This is a genomic window from Synechococcus sp. CCY9201 (assembly GCF_034931105.1).
In the GTDB taxonomy this organism is placed as follows: Bacteria; Cyanobacteriota; Cyanobacteriia; order PCC-6307; family Cyanobiaceae; genus CBW1002.
In genome coordinates this window covers 1-18,254 of the sequence record NZ_JAYGIC010000147.1, presented here as the reverse complement: position 1 = coordinate 18,254, position 18,254 = coordinate 1, and the positions used below count along the sequence as shown (strand labels likewise).

Genomic DNA, 18,254 nt, shown 5'->3' with positions numbered 1-18,254 from the left:
CTGCGCAACAGCCCGGCCCTGGCCCAGGAGGTTGCCAGCGTGCAGGAGCGCCGCCAGTGGCTCCGCTCGGTGCGCGGCCGCTTCTGGCCGGAGCTGTGGCTGGAGCTCGGCGGCGGCGGCCGCCAGATGGCCAGTTACAACAAGGTGTGGCAGGACAACGCTGGTCTTTACCCAGCCGGATCCCCCTTCCAGGTGGATCCAAACGGCTGGAACCGGATCCGGGAAAACCGGCTGCTGGGCACCGCCGCTCTGGCGCTGCGCTGGGACCTGGTCAATTTCGAGCGGGGCGCGGCCCTGGCGGAGAATCGCCAGGAGCTTGAGGCGGCTCAACACCGCTACGCCAACCGTCTGCGCCAGCTGCAACTGGAGGTGAGCCTCAGCTTCTATTCCCTCCAGCTCGCCCAGCAGCTGCGGCGAATCCGCCAGGCCGTGGTCGAGAGCGATCGGGCTGTCTTGGAGGAGGTGATCGCCCTGGAGGGCAGCGGCCTCGTGCCCCGGCTCGATCGGCTGCGGGCCGAGGCCTCCCTCCAGCAGAGACGTTTCCGGTTGGCCCAGACCGAAGCCCAGTGGCGCAGCCGCCAGCGGTAGCTCAGCAACCTGCTGAACGTGCCCTTCACGGTGAAGCTCACCACACCGGAGGCGGTGCGGCTGCTGCCCCCCTGGCCCCTGGATCTGGAGCGCACCGTGGTGGCGGGCTTCCGCGATAACCCGGAACTGCTCGCCCTGCAGGCTGCCCGTCAGGCCCTGCTGCGCCAGGCCGACCGCCGAGCCGCCGAGTTGCTGCCGCAGTTGCGCCTCTATGCCAGGGCCGGCTACGGTGAGGGGATTGCGGACAAACCCGAGATCGAGCTGCGCGGCTGCTGCGCGGCCACCAACATCCCGCAGCTCTATCAGCAGAACGGCGCCTGGGAGGCGGGGCTGGAGCTGCGCTGGCGCCTGTTCGACGCCGGGGTGAGCAGCGGCGCCGCCGGAGCGAGCCGAGCTACCGCTGCGCGCACCACCCAGGCGCTGGCCGAGGGGCGCAATGCCATTCGCCAGCGGGTGGAGGCCGCCTTCTTCGAACACCGCGCCGCTCTCGAGCAGATCCTGGCGGCACGGGCCTCCTATGGCTCCGCCCGCGAGGCCTTCCGGGATGTGCGGGCCCGCTACCAGCTCGGGCTGGCCAACTACACCGATGTGAGCGACACGATCCGCCTGCTCACCCAGGCGATGGAGGGGGTGGCCGAATCGATCACCCTGGCCAACGGCAGCTACGCCCAGCTGCTGCGGGAGCTGCTGCCGGTGCCGGATCAGCCCGGCGCCCCGGTGTCGCTGCCGCTGGTGCTGCCGGCCGCTGCCGCCGGGGAGTCGACAGGCTCCTGAGGCCCCTGCGGCGCCCTGGAGCGCTGGATGCGCCGCGTCTGCCAGGCCAGGAAGCGCCAGAGCAACAGCAGCAGCAACACTGCAAACCAGAACCAGACCTCCGGAGCGTTGGCATGCAGCAGCACCACCAGCAGGGCGATCTCCACGATCAGCAGCGGCAGTTCCCGGCCCAGCGGCGAGGTGGATAGCTTCATGGCAAGGATCCCTTCTGGCGCAGGGCCGGCACGTCCTGGCGCTCCTGGCCGAGGTTGCGGTAGGAGCCGGTGAGATCGCGGAACACCGGTAGGAGATAGCTGATCGGCGTGCGCCATTCCACGTAGCCATGGGCCCGCAGGGTGAGCCCGGCCCGGATCGGGAACACCGTGCTGCCGCGTGACAGGGTCCAGCGGTAACCGGCAGAGCTGGGGGCCGTGCTGTCGGGGTCAGTGCTGTCGGGGGCCGTGCGGCCGTCAGAGTTGAGCAGGATGTCGACCCGCATCACCGGGCCGCCACCCCCCAGCGCCTCGGCCAGCTGGGGATTGCCCAGGGTGGTGTCGATATCCTCCCGGGTGGCCGGCAGCAGCCCCACCTGCTTCACCTGGTCGGTGATCCCCCCGAAGCGCCCACGTTCCTCCCAGTCGGGCACCACCTCCATCGGCAGCGGCGGCCGCTGCCGGCGGGCATCGGCCGGGGCGAAGTAGGCCACAGCCTTCAGGGGGCCCTCCTCACCCTCGGCCAGGGTGCCGAGCCGCTGGCCCGGTTTGACCGACTGGCCCCGCACCACCTGCAGATCCAGCAGGATGCCATCACGATCCGCCAGCAGGGTGCTCTCCAGATCCAGGGGCCAGGGGGGCGACCACCCGTCGCTGGGCCAGCAGCTGGAAATCGGCCGTCTTCTGGTCGTAGGTGCGGCGCAACGCCCCCAGCCGCTCCTCCTCCCGCCGCAGGTTGGTCAGCGCCGTGTCCCGCACCCGCCCTGCCGCCGCCAGCCGGATCCGGTCGCGGCGGCTCAGGTCGGCATCGATGCTCTGGAGCTCACGCAGATCCCGCTCCTGTCGCTGTACCTCCTGCTCCAGGGCCGGCAGGTCGAGGCGGAACAGCACGGTGCCGCGCCGCACCCGCTCTCCCGCCCGCACCGGGATGGCCAGGATCTGACCCTCAGCGCGGGCGTCCACCACCCGGGCGGCGTTGGGCACGATGAACACCCCCCGGCCCCGCACCTCGGTGGGCACCGGCCAGAACAGCACCCAGGCCGCCGTGAGCATGGCGACCCCTCCCTGGGCCAGCAGCACCTGCCCCTCCGGATCGGCGACCTGGCGCCCCAGCCAACCGCGCGTCATCTGTCGCTGCTTCCGATTCAGAGGCCCGGGCTGCTCTGCATGATGCCGCCATCGGCGAAGATCGTGGTGGCGGTGATGTAACTGGCGTCGTCGCTGGCCAGGAAGGCCACCACATTGGCCACTTCCTCCGGCTGCGCCATGCGCCCCAGGGGAATGGCGGCATCCAGTTTGGCCAGCAGTTCCGGGTTGTTCATCGTGGAGTCGTTGATCGGGGTGGCCACAGCTCCGGGCCCCACGTTCACCAAGGTGATGCCGTGGGGGGCCAGTTCCAGGGCGGCGGTGCGGGTGAGCATGCGGACGCCCCCCTTGGCCAGGCAGTAGGGGGTGTTGTTCGGCATCGGCCAGTCTTCGTGCACCGAGGAGATGTTGATGATGCGGCCGCCGCCGCCCTGGGCGATCATCTGCTGGGCGGCGTACTGGGTGGCGAAGAACACACCGCGCAGGTTCACATCGAGCACCTTGTCGTAGTCGTCGGGTGTGGTGGTGAGAATCGAGGTGCGGGTTTCGATGCCGGCATTGTTGACCATCACATCCAGGCGGCCGTATTTCTCCACCGCTGCCTTCACCAGGCGCTGGAGATCGTCGAGCTTCGAGACATCCGCCTGCACTCCATAGCTGCTGCCGCCGAAGGCGCCGATCTCACGTTCGATCTCCTCGGTGGCTTCGGGATGGGAGCGGTAGTCGATCACCACCTTGGCGCCGCGATGGGCCAGGGCTTCCACGATCGCCTTGCCGATGCCGCTGTTCCCGCCGGTGACGATCGCCACCTTCCCTTCCAACAGGTGGGCCAGGCTGCGGGCGGCTTCAGGATTGGCGGTGTTGGTCACAGTACCCACGGGTGACAGGGATGCCCTTGACGCTAAGCATGGGGCGATGGCGGAGACCACAATGGGCTCGTTGATGCTGGGTTCCGGCCTGCTGGTGCTGGCCTTTCTGGCCAACACCGCCCAGAGCGCCTTCGGCAAGGCCCTCGGCAGTGGCATGGGGGCGATGCAGTTCACCTGGCTCACCTTCGTGATCGCCCTTGGGCTGATCCTGCCCTGGCTGCTCTTGCGGGGCGGGCGGGATCTGCGCACGACCGTTCTGCATCTGCATGTGCTGCGCAGCTGCACCGGTCTGGCTGGATTCTTCCTGTTCATCACCGCGGCTCGGCTGGTGAATCTGGTCAATGCCAATGTGCTGCTGAACACCACGCCACTGTTCATCCCTCTGCTGGCCTTGCTGGTGCTCGGTCAGCAGGTGCCCCGCGCCCTCTGGGGGTGCCTCGCGATCGGCTTCGCCGGGATGGTGATCGTGGTGCAGCCGAATGCGTCACTGCTCTCCCGTCCCGGTGATCTGCTCGGGCTGGCGGCCGGTCTGCTCTGCGCGGTGGAGTTTCTGGCCGTGAAACGGCTGGACCGCAGTGAATCGCCGCTCACCCAGATGGCCTATTTCCTGATCATCGGCAGCATCGGCGCCACCCTGGCGGTTCTCGGCCCCTTGCGGCCGCCAGGCGTTGGCGCAGCATTGCTCAGCGGTATTGACCCAGCTCAGTGGGCCACGGTCGTGGCTTCGGGAGCTTGCCTGGCCTGTTTTCAGTTCCTGTTGATCAAGGCTTACACCTATGCCGAACCGGGGGCGATCGGCGCTTTTCAATATTCCTCGGTCGTGTTTGCCGGTCTGATCGGCTGGATCTGGTTTGCCGAACAACCCACCCCACCGGTGTGGTTCGGCACCGCGCTGATCACCCTGGGCGGCGTGCTCAGCATCGTGCTGCAGCGGCCCGCCGTGTCCGTTCACCCCGCGGCGGGCACCGAGTCTTGAGCCCCTCCATCTGCCCCCGGCCGCAGATCCAGTCGGTCGCCTTCACCTGCCGCGATGCCGAGCGCAGCGCCGCCTTCTTCTGCGACAGCCTGGGCTTCACGCTGCTGGGGCAGGACTGCATCCAGGGGGGCGCCGAGGCCGCATTGCTGGGTCTGGGCCAGGGCCAGCTGCGCCGCCTGCGGCTGGGGGTGGGGCAGGAGCGGCTGGATCTGCTGCAGGTGCTGGATCCCGGTGCGGGCCAGCGGCCAGGCCGTGCGATCCCTCCCGAATCGCGCAGCTGTGATCTCTGGTTCCAGCACCTCTGCCTGGTGACGCCCGATCTCGAAGCCCTGCACGGGCACCTGCAACCGTTGCTGGCCAGTGGCTCGCTCACGGCCGTGTCGGAGGCCCCCCAGCGCCTGCCGGACTGGAACACCGCCGCCGCCGGCATCCGGGCCTTCAAATTCCGCGATCCTGATGGCCATAACCTCGAGCTGCTGCAGTACCCGGCCGGCAAGGGCGATGGCCGCTGGCACCAGCCTTGCCCCGGCCCCCTCCCGAGGCTGCTCGGCATCGATCACAGTGCCATCGCCATCGCGGACACGGCCCGCAGCCGCGCCTTCTACGCCGCCGTGCTCGGCCTGGAGGCGCTGCCCAGCGGCGACAACAGAGGCCCGGAGCAGGACCGGCTCGACGGCCTCCAGGAGACGCGGGTGACGATCACGCCCCTGCGCTGCCCGCAGGGCATGGGCATCGAGACCCTCGATTACCAGCCACCCAACCGGGGGCTGCCGATGCCGGCCGATCAGGCCCTGCAGGACCTGGCCCACTGGCACATCCGTCTGGCGGTCAGCGATCTGGATCAGGTGGCTGCCCAGGTTGGTGCCTGCGGCGGTCAGCTGCTGTCAGGGGTGCTCGACCTGGGCGAGGCTTTCCCCCCTTGGCAGCGGGGATTGAGGCTGGCTGATCCCGATGGCCATCAGTTGATTGTCTTGGAGTGAGCGTTTTCGCGGGCAGGGATTTCAGCGCAGCCGTTCGATCAGGTGATCCCCCACCCGCAGGGCGTTGGCGATGGCGGTGAGGGATGGATTCACGGCGCCGATGCTGGGCATGAAGCTGGTATCCACCACGTAGAGGTTGTCGAGCTCGTGGGCTTTGCAGTTCAGATCCAGCACGGAACTGGCCGGATCGGAACCGAAGCGGCAGGTGCCGGCCTGGTGCCCCACCGCCGCGATCGACATGGCGCTCTTGATGTAGATCTGCCGCTCCACCAGATGCTTGCGCAGGTAGAGGCGCTCCAGCAGGCCGGTGAGCCGGTCGGAGAGGTGCTTGGCGGCGCTCTGGTTGTTGGGCGTGTAGCTGAGGTGGATGTGGCCCTGGCTATCCACCGTGACCCGGTTTTCGGGGTGGGGCAGATCTTCCGAGGAGATCCAGAAATCGAGTGCGTGTGCCGCGATCCGGTCCATCGACCAGCCCGGCATCAGGAAGGTTTCCAGGGGCGCATAGCCCTTCATGATCGCGCCGTTGGTCTTGCCGGTCATCTGGATATTGCCCATCGGGTAGGCGAACTCGGCATCGCCGAGATACCAGTCGTTGATCGACACCGTTTTCTGAAACACGGTGGTGTTGGGCTCATGGGCCAGGGCCACCATCGCCTTGCTGTTGTGGAACATGTAGTTGCGGCCCACCTGATCGGAACCGTTGGCCAGCCCCTGGGAGTGCTGGTCATTGGCCGATTGCAGCAACAGGCGGGCGCTGTTGGCGGCGCCGCAGCTCACCACCACCACATCGCCTCTCACCCGCATCGGCTCCCCATCCCGCTCAAGCTCCACCGCTGTGATGCTGCGGCCCGTTGCATCGGTGAGCAGACGCTGCACGTGGGCGCGGGTCAGCAACGACACCGTGGCGGCGGCCAGGGCCGGACGGATGCCGATCACCTCGGCATCGGACTTGGCGTGCATCAGGCAGGGAAAACCGTCGCAGCAGTTGCACTTGCGGCAGCGGCTGAAGGCCATGTTGGCTTCATCGAGCAGCACGCCGCTGGGGGCATGAAACGGATGCAGTCCCGCCGATTTCAGATCATCCACCAGCTGCTGCATGCGTGGCTCATGGGCCACCGGCGGATGGGGATAGGGACCGCTGGCGGGCGGCTCGGTGGGATCCTCACCGCGCAGGCCGTGCACGTGATACAGCTGCTCGGCCCGTTGGTAGAAAGGTTCGAAGTCGGCGTAGCGCAACGGCCAGGCCGGCGACAGGCCGTCGTGATGGGTCAGGGCCTCGAAGTCCTGCTCCCGCAGGCGGAAGTGGGCGGCGCCGTACATCTTCGTGGCACCCCCCACCATGTAGTGACTGCCGGGTTGAAAGGGCTGGCCCCGCTTGTCGAACCAGGTGTCTTTCGAGACGTAACGGCCTTTCTGAAACACCTCCTCGGCATCCCAGTTCTGGGGCTCCTGCGGCAGCCAGTCGCCGCGCTCCAGCACCAGAATCCGCAGGCCACTCGTCGCCAGATGGCGGGCCAGGGTGCCGCCACCGGCGCCGCTACCGATGATCACCACATCGAAGTGATCGCCATTGTTCACGATCAACTGGCGCGGATCAGGCAGGGCTGAGGTGTGCAGGGACGGACCGGTCATCTCCATGGGAGCAGGGGGATCGGTGGAGAGGGAACAGTGCGGTGAGCTGAGGCTGCTCTGGCAGGAATGGTGGGATCATTGGGCTGTCCAGCTCAGCTCTCCGGATAGCGGGCCAGCTGTACCAGCATCTTGCAGACCATCGCCGTCCAGCCAGTCTGATGGGAGGCGCCGATGCCGCGGCCGTTATCCCCATCAAAGTATTCGTTGAACTGGATCAGGTCACGCCAGCGGGGATCGTTGCGGAAGCTGGGTGTGTCTCCCCAGAAGGGCCGGGCGCCATCGTCTCCGAGCCGGAACAGGCCCACAAGGCGCTTCTCCAGCTCCAGCGACACCTGCCAGAGATTCAGCCAGCGCCCCGAGCGGGTCGGGAATTCCACCTGGAAACTGTCGCCATAGAAGTGGGCGAACTTCTGGAGTGCCTCGATCAGCAGATAGTTGATCGGCACCCACACCGGCCCGCGCCAGTTGGAATTGCCGCCGAACATCGCCACCGGACTGTCGGCCGGTGCATAGGCCAGGGTCTGGCTTTCACCAGCTTCGCAATAGGTGTAAGGGTGCTCGCCGTAGACCTTGGAGAGGGAGCGGATGCCGTGGGGTGAAAGAAATTCATCTTCGTCGAACAGCCGTTCGCAGATGCGCTGCAACCGTTCGCGGGGCACCAGGGCGAACAGGATCCGGTCGTTGTTCCAGAGGCCCAGATGCTCCGCCACCCAGGCCGGGGTGGTGCGCTCATGAATCAGCCAGGCCAGGGTGTTGCGCACATCCAGCACCGGCAGACGCAGCACGGTCTCCACATCGAAACTGGTCACGGCCAGCAGGGGGATCAGGCCGGTGATCGAGCGGCTGCGCAGATAATCAAAGCTGCCATCGGGCCGCTGGATCACGTCGTAATAGAAGCCATCCTGCTCATCCCAGCTGAGCACGCTGTTGTCGTCCTGGGAATTGAGCGCGATGGCGAGCTGCACATAATCCACCACGAAGCGCTCGCAGAGATCAGCCACATCCGGTTGCTCCCGGCTGAGTTCCACCGCGATCTGCAGCAGATTGAGGCTCAGCGAGGCCATCCAGGCAGTGCCATCGCACTGCTTGATGTGGCTGCCATCGGCCAGCGGGAAGCGTCGATCGAAAACGGCGATGTTATCGAGGCCCAGAAAGCCGCCGTCGAACACGTTGTCGCCGCTGCGGTCGTTGCGGTTGGCCCACCAGCCATATTCCAGCAGCAACTTGCGCAACGACCTGGCCAGGAAGGCTGAATCCGCTTCCTCGGTGTTCTTGCGATCGATCTGAAAGATGCGCATCGCCGCCCAGGCCCCGATCGGCGGATTTGGATCCGACAGGGCCCATTCGTAGGCCGGTGTCTGGGCGTTGGGCGCGGTGTAATGGGGGCTGCGCAGCAGCAGGCACTGCTCCTTGGCGGTGGTTGGATCAATGCCGGCGAAGGCCACCGCGTGGAACATCAGATCCCACTGGCAGAAATAGGGATACTCCCAGGCATCGGGCATCGCAATCACATCGTGCGCATGCAACCTCTGCCACTCGGCCGTGGCACTGCCCCAGCGCTGCGCCGGTGGGGGCGGCTGGGTCGGATCACCTTCCAGCCAGCGCAGCACGCTCCAGCCGTAGTACTTCTTGCACCACAGCAGACCGGCTGAAGCCGCCAGAAAGATGCGCCGGTCGTCGTCCCCGAGCCCGGGGGCGCACTGGCTGAAGTAGTCGTGCCATTGCTGCTCGCGCAGGTTCAGCAACCGCGAGAACTCCGCCCCAAAGGGATCCGGCGGCAAGGGATCGTGATCCGTCGAGTGCGGTTCGGTCGAAGCAGCGCTCGACGCGCCGTCGAGGGCCTGCAGCCGCAGATCCACCACCCACTCTTCGCCCGGTTCCAGCAGGCGCTGCAGCAGGATCGCCGCTTTGCTGCCACTGCCGGCCGGGTTAACGGCGCCCGTCTCGGCCGCGATCACATAGCGGTGAAACCCATCTTTCTGAAAGGGCGTTGGATTGGGCTTGCCGTACAGACGCGCGTGGTTGGTTTCGTTGTCGGTGAACAACCAGCGACCCGCTTCACCGCAGCGCAGGCCGTAGCGGCCCAGGTTTGGAATGGCCTCGCTGATCAGACCATCACCGCTGGCCTGCAGGCGATGCTCCACCTCTTCGGGATAGCCCCAGCTCCAGGTGTTACGCAGCCAGAGGTTGGGCAGCAGGGTCAGGGGCGCGGCCACACGGGCCCGGTTCACGGCCCGCAGGCGGATCAGGATGTCGGTGGCTGAGGCTTTGGCATAGGTGATCTCGAGATCGAAGTAGCGATCGTCCTCGAAGATGCCGGTGTCGATCAGTTCGTATTCCGGTTGATCGCGGCCGCGCCGGCCGTTCTCCTCCAGCAGCTGCTGGTAGGGAAACTCCCGCTGCGGATAGCGATACAGGCCCCGCATGAAGGCATGGGTGGGCGTGTTGGCCAGGTGGAAGTAGTAGTCCTTGATGTCTTCGCCGTGGTTGCCCTCCGGATTGCCGAGCCCGAAGGGCCGCTCCTTGAGGATCGGATCCACGCCGTTCCAGAGGGCCACCGAGAAGCAGAGCCGGCACTCGGCATCGCACAGCCCCAGCAGACCGTCTTCCCCCCAGCGGTAGACGCGCGAGCGGGCCTGGTCGTGGGGAAAGGAACGCCAGGCATTTCCATCGGCGGAATAGTCTTCCCGCACGGTGCCCCACTGGCGATCCGGCAGATAGGATCCCCACAGATCCCAGGGCGCTAGTCCCTGATCCCGTTCAGCGATGCGGCGCGCCTCGCTCGAGTCGGAGTCGGCGGCCGTTGCGGTTGCGCTGCCCTCCGTCATCGCAGGCTGGCCTTGAGGCGATCGGCCAGGCGCAGGGCCAGGGCGATCACGGTGAGGCCCGGACCCACCGCCGGACAACTGGGCAGGATGCTGGCATCGGCGATCGAGAGGTTGGCCAGCTGATGGCAGGCTCCATCGAGATCCACCACCGACCGGGCCGGATCGCTGCCCATGCGGCAGGTGCCGCAGGCCAGACCCATCACACTCAGCGGCGCCTCGCCGCGGGGATAGATCGGCGCCGCCTGCACCACCGTGGTTTCGGGATCAGCCTCCACCTTCTTCATGGTGTCGAGCCAGCGGTACACCAGCCGGTCGTGGGCCTCCAGGTTGTTGGCCAGGTAGTTCACCTGCAGACTGCCGCCGCGGCGCAGGCTGATGCGGTTGTCGGGATCGGGCAGCACCGCGCTCATCGCCCACCAGCAGACCGAGCGCTTGGCCAGCCACTCGAGGGCGCTGTCCGGCAGCAGGCGACTCACCAGCGACAGCACCGGTGGTGATTCGGCGAAGAGCGTGTCCTGAAGCACGCCGCCGCCGTTCTGGATCGATCCCAGCGGGAACGAGACATTGCGATCGCCCCAGTAGTAATCCGTCAGGCCCAGGCTGGGCCCGTAGCTGCCGCTGCCGGGTTGGCTGGCGCGCTGCAGCAGGGCGCTGAGCTGCGGCTTCATCAGGTTGCGCCCCACCTGATCGGAGCCGTTGGCCAGGCCATCGGGATGGCGGTCGCTGATGGAGCGCAGCAGGATGGCGGGGGTGTTCACCGCACCGGCCGCCAGCACGATCTGATGGCCGCGGAACAGCCAGCGCTGGCCATCGATCAGGGCCTCCACCCCACGCACCTCGGTGCCGCTGGGGCTGACATGCAGTGTCTCCACTTCGGCGCCGTACCGCAGGGTGAAGCCCGACTGTGTGGTGGCCCGATCGATGCCGAACCGTTCGGCATCCCCGCTGGGATCGAGCGCCGAGGTGGACCAGCTCAGCGGCAGCGGGTAGGGATGCAGCCCCTGCCGCTCCAGCCCCTGCTGCAGCTGCTCCAGCAGCGGATCGATCGGCCGGGGCGGGTGGGCATAGTCGCCCTGGCGTGGTGGTTCGCACGGATCGAGACCGGCGCGCCCATGGACGCGGTAGAGGGTTTCGGCGCGGTCGTACCAGGGGGCCAGGTCGATGTAGCGCAGCTCCCAGTCGGGCGCGACCCCCTCCTGCAGGGGCAGCCCGCTGAACTCGGCCTCCCGCATCCGCTGCAGGGCACCGCCCCAGATCTTGGTGTTGCCGCCCAGGGCATAGACCATCTGCGGTGCGAACGGATCGCCGTCGCTGCCGAACCAGGGTTCGTCTGGGTGAAAGCGGGGCCGGCGGAACAGGTCCACATCGACCAGGTTCTGCTCGGCCAGGGGCAGGGGACCGCCCCGTTCCAGCAGCAGCACCGAATGGCCGGCGTCCGCCAGCTCACCGGCGAGGGTGCCGCCGCCGGCGCCACTGCCGACGATGACAACGTCGTAGAAATGGTCGTCGATGATCATGAGCGCTGCCAGACGTAGATCAGAACGAACAGCACGATCCAGATCACATCCACAAAGTGCCAGAACAGCGAGACGGCCACCACGCCGGTTTCGCCCTGGTCATAGTTGCCGGGGCGGAACGAGCGCTGCAGCATCAGGCCCATCAGCAGGATTCCCGTGATCACGTGCAGGCCGTGAAAGCCGGTGAGCACATAGAAGGTGCTCCCAAAGATGCCATCACCCAGACCGAAACCGAGGTGGAGCCATTCCACGGCCTGGCCATAGACGAAGAAGCTGCCCATCGCCATGGTGAGCAGCCACCACAGCCGGAAGCCCACCAGCTGCTGGCGCTTGAGGCAACGCTCCGCCAGCCAGGCCACCCCGCTGCTGCTCACCAGCACGACCGTATTGAGCAGGGGCTCGCGGATCTCCAGCCCCTCCACCCCAGCCGGTAACCACACCGGCGACGACATCTTGAACACGGCGTAGCCGGCGAACAGGGCCAGAAAGATCACGCTCTCCGAGAGCAGGAAGATCACGAACCCGGTCAGGGTGTGATTGGCATGGCCGTGATGCGAGCCGCTCGCCGCGGCGGGATCGTCGGCAGGTAAGGGGGAGGAGAGGGTCATCGATCAGGCCTCCAGGGCGCGGGCGACATAGTGCGCTTCGTTCTCGACCAGGGGCTTGTTCAGGCCATAGCCGTAGGGGCCGCTGATCACGGTGGGAACGTCGTCTTCGAAGTTTTCAGCTGGCGGTGGTGAGGGCAGCAGCCACTCCAGCCCGATCGCCTGCCAGGGGTTGGGTGGCGCCTTCGGTCCGCGCGCCCAGGAGCTGACGATGTTGAGGATGAACGGAATCATGGCTACCCCCAGCAGGAAGGCACCGAGGCTGGCGAGCACGTTGGCGAAGGCGAACTCCGGGTCGTAGGAGGCCACCCGGCGGGGCATGCCCATCAGCCCGGCCCAGTGCATGGGGATGAAATTGAGCTGGGCACCCACGAAGGTGAGAGCGAAATGGAGTTTGCCGAGGCCCTCATAGGTCATGCGGCCGGTGAATTTGGGGAACCAGTGGTAGATGCCGGCATAGACCCCAAAGGTGATGGTGGAGAAGATCACCGTGTGGAAATGGCCCACCACGAAGTAGGTGTTGCCCACATGAATATCCACCGGCACGGTGGCCAGCATCACACCGGTGATGCCGGCGAAGATGAAGTTCACCAGGCCGCCCAGGCAGAACAACATCGCCGTGGTGAGCCGCAGCTTGCCGCGCCAGAGCGTGGCGATCCAGGCGAACACCTTGATGCCGGTGGGAACGGCGATCAGCATGGTGGTGACCATGAAGAGGTTGCGCATCCACTGCGGTGTGCCGCTGTAGAACATGTGGTGCACCCACACGATCAGGCTCAGCACGGTGATGCCGAAGGAGGCGATCGCCACCACCTTGTAGCCGAACAGGGGCTTGCGGGCGTAAACGGGGAACAGTTCGGAAAAGATGCCGAACACCGGGAGCACCATCACGTAGACGGCGGGGTGGGAATAGAACCAGAAGAAATGCTGATACAGCATCGGATCCCCGCCACCTTCCGGTCGGTAAAAGCTGGTACCGAAGCTGAGATCGAACAGCAGCAGCACCGCCCCGGCAGTGAGCACCGGCAGCCCCACCAGCTGGATGGTCTGGGCGGCCATCGCCGTCCAGCAGAAGATCGGCAGGCGGAACCAGCCCATGCCCGGGGCCCGCATGCGGATGATCGTGGTGACGAAATTGATCGCCCCCATGATCGAGGAGATTCCCGACAGGGCCACCGCCAGGATCCAGAGGAACTGGCCGTTGACAATGTGGCCGAGCGGGTTCTGGATGCTCTGCGGCGGATAGGCCCACCAGCCGGAGCCTGAGGGTCCACCGGGCACCAGAAAGCTGGCCATCAGAATCACGCCGAAGACGGGAAACAGCCAGAAGGCCGCCGCATTCAGGCGGGGAAAGGCCATGTCCGGCGCGCCGATCATCGGCGGGATCAACAGGTTGTTGAAGCCGTTGAGGATCGGAAACAGGAACAGGAACAGCATCACTGTTCCATGCATGGTGTAGAGGCCGTTGTAGACGGATGGATCGACCAGATCCGCCGGTGGTGTGATCAGCTCACCCCGCATGATCATCGCCAGCACACCCCCCACCAGCAGATAGAACAGGGCTGTGGCGATGTACTGGATGCCGATCACCTTGGCATCGGTGTTGAAGCTGAAGAATCGCTTCCAGTTGTCCGGTGCTCCCGGCACTGGATGGGGTGTCTTGAGAACCCGCGGATCGAACGAGACGGAGGACGACATGGTGGCAGGCTCAGGACACATGAACGGCGGCGGGATCGGTGCTCACATGCACCAAGGGGGGTGGGGCCGGCGGCACGGTGGCCCAGCCGCGATCTCCCTCGGCCAGTCGCTTCTCGTAGAGCAGGCGGGCCTCGTTGTAGCCAGGTTTCAGCGGCTGCCGGGCGGCCTGCTCCAGCCAGCGCTGGAAGTTGGCCTCGCTTTCCACCACCACGTCGGTCTGGTTGGAGGAGAAGTAACCACCGCTGAACATCGAATCGCGCAGCCGGTAACGGCCCTCGCGGGTGGGGATGAGGCTGTAATCGATCACGCTGCCGGGGATCATGTCCTGCTTCAACCGGAAGGCCGGGATGAAGAAGCCGTGGATCACATCCGTGGCGATCAGGTGGAAGCTGGAGCGCAGGTTCAAGGGCAGGTGCAGTTCGGTGCTGTGCACGCCGTTGGGATAGACGAACTCCCACGACCACTGTCGGCCGATCACCTCGATCGGGCCGAAGCCGCCGGCTGCTGCCACGCCACCCGGCTCAGCCAGCGCCATGGCTTCGGCCGTGCCGGTGACGCGCACCTTGCCGCCGAGGGTGGCGAGGGTGTCGCTGACGCGGATGGCGTGCCAGGCGATCAGCATCACGATCACCAGGGGAATGATCGTCCAGGTGATCTCCAGCCGCAGGTTCCCCTCGATCGGGTCACCGTCGTCCATGTCGTATTTGGGGGCACGGTTGAACAGCAACGTCCAGCCGATCACGGACACGCACCCCAGGAAGATGAAGGTGCCGATCCCCGTTTCCAGGGCGAAGAGATCGTCCACGTAGGGCGCCGCCGCTGAGGCTGGCAGCGGCAGCCACTGGTGCGACCAGTCGGCCATACGCAGGCTGGCGACCCCATCGAGCAGCAGCGCGATCGCCACCAATCCCAGGGTCCTGGGGCGGAGCGGGCCAGCGCTGGCGGCGGAGAGGTCGGTCATGGCGGGGCGGGACTGGGCGGAACTGAACGGGGCGAGGTTTTGGGGGTCAGGCGGGGATCAGGGCAGCCCCTCACCCAGGGCGAGACCCGCCGCCAGCAGTTGATCGGCGGTGACGTGCACGCCGAATTCGGCGGCCAGTTCGGCGCCGAGGGTGCCGTGCAACCCCAGCACCGCAAACAGGCCCAGGCCGACCAGCAGGTAGCTCCATTGCACCTGGCGGCCCAGGTCCTGGCGCCAGCGAAAGCGCTGCAGACCCCGCCAGATCGTCATCGCCACGATCACCAGCAGCAGGGCCACGCCGCCGACGCCGTGCCACACCATGGTGGCCATGCTCTGCAGGCCAAGGGCGCTGGTCACATCGGGCAGCGGCACCGCCAGCAACATCTCGCCGAAGCCTGCTGCCACGGTGAAGAAGCTGAGCACCGCACAGGCCAGCAGGTTGTACCAGCCCACATCGTGAAAGCCGGAGCGCGTGATCGGCAGCGCCAGGAAGCGGAACACACGCTTCTCAAGGGGATAGAGCGCACCCACCACATCAAAGGCAATGGCGATCACGAACAGGCCGATCGTGAAATGCACCAAGGTGGGGTGAATCGGAATCGCATAGGGCAGCCCGTTCGGCCCCAGGCGTGCCGCAATCTGCTCGATCGGTGGTGGTTCGGGCAGGTAGAGAAGGGCCATCAGATCTGGGCGGCGCGCAGGACTTCAACCACCTTCACGGTGTGCAGGCCGTAGATCCAGATCAGCTGGTTGCCCAGGGTGACCTGTACGGCCACGAGCAGACCGAGCACGGCGCCAGCTCCGAGAAACGGCAGGGGGAGGCTGCGGGGATCCCGGCTGCGGATCACGTAGCGCCAGGCGGACAGCACCGCGAGCACGGCGGCCAGCGACCAGCCGATCGTGCTGTGCAGATTGAGGATGTCGCGCGAGGCGCCGTAGGGCGAGGCCAGGCCAGCCTCGATCTGGCCGAAGATGATCGCCACGAAGATCGCCACCGTGGCGACCAGCAGATTCCAGAAGCTCACCTCGAACAGGTTGGGCCGTCTGGCGAACACGCCGATGAAATCAAAGATCACGCTGATCACCGCCATGGCGATCACGAAATGGACAACGATCGGATGGATCGTGTCCATCCAGGGGAGGTTGTGATCGTTGAGGGGGGGCAGCAGCTCGAGCATGCGGACAGCAACGGGCCGGCATTACATCCAACCTTGCGCGGAGCTGGCAGGAAGCGCGGGCTCTGTGATGGATTGTGACAGTTGCATCGGCATTTGCACACCGAAAGTCGCGATGGCCGCGATTAGCTTTTCAAGACGCCGTTGTTGATTGCTGTGGCTGCTCCCGCCTCTCCCCTGCTGCGCTGGATCACCGCCGGACTGCTGTTTGCAGCGGCCGGTCTGGCGATTGTGCTGCCCTTCGTCTCCGCCACCCTGCTCACCATCGGCATCGGCGGTGTGGCCATGGCGGCCGGTATCTCCCAGTTTCTGCGCATCAGTGGCGTGCCCACCACCCAGGCCAAGGTGCTGCGCGGTCTATCGGGCCTGCTCTATCTGGCCGGTGGCGTGTGGATCCTCTTCTTCCCTGTGAGCAGCGAAGTGAGTCTCACCCTGTTCGTGGGTTTCCTGCTGGCCTTCGAGGGTGTGATGGAGCTGGCAGCGGCGGCCGGCAGTGCGGCTCCGGCCCGCGGCCTGGTGCTGCTGGATGGCATCGTCACGGCGATCCTGGGGGTGATGCTGATCGCCGAATGGCCGGCCGACAGCCTCTGGGCGATCGGCACCCTGTTCGGTATCGCCCTGGCCTTTTCTGGGGTGAATCTGCTCACCGCGGCCCCTGCCGCCGAGTGAGCCAATGATGCACGGCAGTTGATCTTCACTCCGCCACGGTGGCTCCTTCGGGGCGGCGCGGATCCGCGACCCCGAGGCTGCCGCCACCGGCTGCCTTGGGCACCACCTCCACGCTGTTGGCCGATCCCATCGCCGCCGTCTTCACCACGTGGTGGCCCAGCTTCTCGAGCAGATCGATCGTGTCTGGGCTGAAGCCCTGCTCCAGGCTGATCTGATCGGGCCAGAGCTGGCTGTGCAGCCGCGGTGAGGCCACTGCCCCGGCCAGGTTGAGCCCGAACACCAGGCGATTGAGCAGTACCTGCAGCACTGTGGTGATGATGCGGCTGCCGCCGGGGGTTCCGGTGGCCAGCCAGGGCTCCCCATTGGCGCGGAACACCAGGGTGGGGCTCATCGAGCTCAGCGGCCTTCGGCCTGGGGCGATGGCGTTCGCCTCGCCCTGCCGCAGCCCGAAGGCATTAGCCGCACCGGGCAGGGCGGTGAAATCGTCCATTTCATTGTTAAGCAGATAACCCGCGCCCGGCACGCTGACACCGTTGCCGTAGGCGAAGTTGAGCGTGGTCGTGAGGGCCACCAAGCCTCCCTGGGCGTCTGCCACCGAGAGGTGGGTGGTGTTGGTTCCCTCCCGGCCCAGGGCTGGTTCGGCCGCCAGCTCCGCCGCGGGCCGGTGCCGTCGCCCGTTGATGCTGCGCCGCTGGGCGGCGAGCCGAGCCGGATCGAGCAAGCGATCCAGGGGCACCGCCACCTGATCGGGATCGCCGAGCAGGGCGTTGCGGTCGCGGAAGGCCAGATTCATCGCTTCCACCATCGGGTGGATCGTGGCGGCACCATTGAGGCCGCTCGCTTCGAGATCCAGCGGTTCGAGCAGCTTCAGCAGTTGCAGCAGGGTCACGCCGCTGCTGGGGGGCGGCTGGGTGAGCACGGTGGCACCGCGGAACTGCGTGCTGAGCGGCCGCACCAGCTGGGCCCGGTAGGCCTGCAGATCGTCGTGGCGGATCAGGCCACCGCGCTCGCGCATCAGGGCCACCAGGTTCTCGGCCGTGGGGCCCCGGTAGAAGCCGCGCTCCCCCTCGGAAGCGATGCGGCTGAGGGTGTCCGCCAGCTCCGGCTGGACCAGCAGCTCCCCCGGCGCGAGGGGGCGCGGTGCAGCGGCATGGTGGGAAGTCGAGGCCGGCGCATTCGCCCCGAAGAACAGGCGCCGGGAGGTGGGATCGGCCTGCAGCAGCGGGGCGGCAGCGGTGAGGGAATCGCTCAGTACCCGGCCGACCCGGAAACCCTCTCGGGCGAGGTCGATCGCTGGTGCCAGAACGTTCCGCAGCGGCAGGCGGCCATAGCAGTGCTGGGCCAGGGTCAGGCCCGCCACCGTGCCGGGCACACCGGTGCTGAGCAGGCTGCGGGTGGCCCGCTGCCGGTCCACCGTGCCATCGGCGCGCAGGAACAGGTCGGGCCGGGCCGCCAGGGGCGCCTTTTCGCGGAAATTCACTGCCACGGCAGTGCCACCCCCCAGACGCAGCTCGGGATCGCGCTCCAGCGGGCAGCCACGGGCCGCTGCCGGTGAGGCTCCGGGTAACCAGAGCACCAGGAAGCCGCCGCCGCCGATGTTGCCCGCCTGGGGCAGGGTCACCGCCAGGGCGAAGGCCGTGGCCACCGCCGCATCCACCGCATTGCCCCCGGCCCGCAGGGTCGCCGCACCCACCTCCGAGGCGAG

At 66.8% G+C, this 18,254-nt stretch carries 18 protein-coding genes; 5 read left to right on the top strand and 13 right to left on the bottom strand.

Translation table 11 applies throughout. The annotated features are described in order from the left end of the window. Both VB716_RS14310 and VB716_RS14305 read left to right on the top strand, forming a co-directional pair. On the top strand, window positions 1-588 hold a 588-nt coding region (locus VB716_RS14310; protein ID WP_323270830.1), incomplete at its 5' end, for a TolC family protein. Between the two features lie 18 nt (window positions 589-606). Further along, window positions 607-1,362: a TolC family protein gene (locus VB716_RS14305; protein ID WP_323270829.1), complete on the top strand. Its 756-nt coding sequence runs from the start codon at window positions 607-609 to the stop codon at window positions 1,360-1,362. Here VB716_RS14305 and VB716_RS14300 read toward each other — a convergent pair. The 4 genes from VB716_RS14300 to VB716_RS14285 are packed head-to-tail and all read right to left on the bottom strand — an operon-like array spanning window position 1,290 to window position 3,517. Further along, window positions 1,290-1,556: a hypothetical protein gene (locus VB716_RS14300; protein WP_323270828.1), complete on the bottom strand. Its 267-nt coding sequence runs from the start codon at window positions 1,554-1,556 to the stop codon at window positions 1,290-1,292. The two genes, VB716_RS14305 and VB716_RS14300, sit on opposite strands and share 73 nt — an antisense overlap. Next, the gene (locus tag VB716_RS14295) at window positions 1,553-2,125 is read right to left on the bottom strand and encodes a hypothetical protein (RefSeq protein WP_323270827.1); all 573 of its coding nucleotides are present in this window, start codon (window positions 2,123-2,125) and stop codon (window positions 1,553-1,555) included. The genes VB716_RS14300 and VB716_RS14295 overlap by 4 nt, the downstream gene beginning before the upstream one ends. A 22-nt stretch (window positions 2,126-2,147) precedes the next feature. Then, on the bottom strand, window positions 2,148-2,681 hold the full coding sequence (locus VB716_RS14290; protein ID WP_323270826.1) for a biotin/lipoyl-binding protein: 534 nt from the start codon (window positions 2,679-2,681) through the stop codon (window positions 2,148-2,150). Window positions 2,682-2,698: 17 nt separating this feature from the next. Continuing rightward, entirely contained in the window at window positions 2,699-3,517 is an 819-nt protein-coding gene (locus VB716_RS14285; protein WP_370594773.1) for an SDR family NAD(P)-dependent oxidoreductase, read from the bottom strand. 37 nt (window positions 3,518-3,554) lie between these two features. Between VB716_RS14285 and VB716_RS14280 the strand changes: the two genes are divergently transcribed. Further along, window positions 3,555-4,484, top strand: a complete 930-nt coding sequence (locus VB716_RS14280; RefSeq protein ID WP_323270825.1) for a DMT family transporter — start codon at window positions 3,555-3,557, stop codon at window positions 4,482-4,484. Continuing rightward, the gene (locus tag VB716_RS14275) at window positions 4,481-5,464 is read left to right on the top strand and encodes a VOC family protein (protein ID WP_323270824.1); all 984 of its coding nucleotides are present in this window, start codon (window positions 4,481-4,483) and stop codon (window positions 5,462-5,464) included. The genes VB716_RS14280 and VB716_RS14275 overlap by 4 nt, the downstream gene beginning before the upstream one ends. Before the next feature lie 21 nt (window positions 5,465-5,485). Here VB716_RS14275 and VB716_RS14270 read toward each other — a convergent pair whose 3' ends face one another. The 8 genes from VB716_RS14270 to VB716_RS14235 form a co-directional block, all read right to left on the bottom strand. Continuing rightward, complete coding sequence (locus VB716_RS14270) at window positions 5,486-7,096, bottom strand: GMC family oxidoreductase (RefSeq protein WP_323270822.1); 1,611 nt, start codon at window positions 7,094-7,096, stop codon at window positions 5,486-5,488. A 92-nt stretch (window positions 7,097-7,188) separates the two neighbouring features. Further along, window positions 7,189-9,924: an MGH1-like glycoside hydrolase domain-containing protein gene (locus tag VB716_RS14265; protein WP_323270821.1), complete on the bottom strand. Its 2,736-nt coding sequence runs from the start codon at window positions 9,922-9,924 to the stop codon at window positions 7,189-7,191. Beyond that, complete coding sequence (locus VB716_RS14260) at window positions 9,921-11,441, bottom strand: GMC oxidoreductase (RefSeq protein WP_197156436.1); 1,521 nt, start codon at window positions 11,439-11,441, stop codon at window positions 9,921-9,923. The genes VB716_RS14265 and VB716_RS14260 overlap by 4 nt, the downstream gene beginning before the upstream one ends. Beyond that, on the bottom strand, window positions 11,438-12,049 hold the full coding sequence (locus tag VB716_RS14255) for a cytochrome c oxidase subunit 3 (RefSeq protein WP_197170473.1): 612 nt from the start codon (window positions 12,047-12,049) through the stop codon (window positions 11,438-11,440). Before VB716_RS14255 ends, VB716_RS14260 begins: the two co-directional genes overlap by 4 nt. Window positions 12,050-12,052: 3 nt before the next feature. Next, window positions 12,053-13,744, bottom strand: coding sequence for a cytochrome c oxidase subunit I (locus VB716_RS14250; protein WP_323270819.1), 1,692 nt, complete (start codon window positions 13,742-13,744; stop codon window positions 12,053-12,055). Between the two features lie 10 nt (window positions 13,745-13,754). After that, entirely contained in the window at window positions 13,755-14,705 is a 951-nt protein-coding gene (locus VB716_RS14245; RefSeq protein WP_197156430.1) for a cytochrome c oxidase subunit II, read from the bottom strand. A 57-nt stretch (window positions 14,706-14,762) separates the two neighbouring features. Beyond that, window positions 14,763-15,386, bottom strand: a complete 624-nt coding sequence (locus VB716_RS14240) for a DUF2231 domain-containing protein (RefSeq protein ID WP_197156428.1) — start codon at window positions 15,384-15,386, stop codon at window positions 14,763-14,765. Further along, the gene (locus tag VB716_RS14235) at window positions 15,386-15,883 is read right to left on the bottom strand and encodes a DUF2231 domain-containing protein (RefSeq protein ID WP_323270818.1); all 498 of its coding nucleotides are present in this window, start codon (window positions 15,881-15,883) and stop codon (window positions 15,386-15,388) included. The genes VB716_RS14240 and VB716_RS14235 overlap by 1 nt, the downstream gene beginning before the upstream one ends. A gap of 153 nt (window positions 15,884-16,036) precedes the next feature. Here VB716_RS14235 and VB716_RS14230 point away from each other — a divergent pair, with 153 nt between their 5' ends. After that, a complete protein-coding gene (locus tag VB716_RS14230) occupies window positions 16,037-16,549 on the top strand; it encodes an HdeD family acid-resistance protein (RefSeq protein ID WP_197170471.1) in 513 nt (170 codons plus the stop codon). A 25-nt stretch (window positions 16,550-16,574) separates the two neighbouring features. Here the strand turns inward: VB716_RS14230 and ggt are convergent. Next, window positions 16,575-18,254 (bottom strand): gamma-glutamyltransferase (ggt, locus tag VB716_RS14225; protein WP_323270817.1); only part of this gene is annotated, 1,680 nt, incomplete at its 5' end.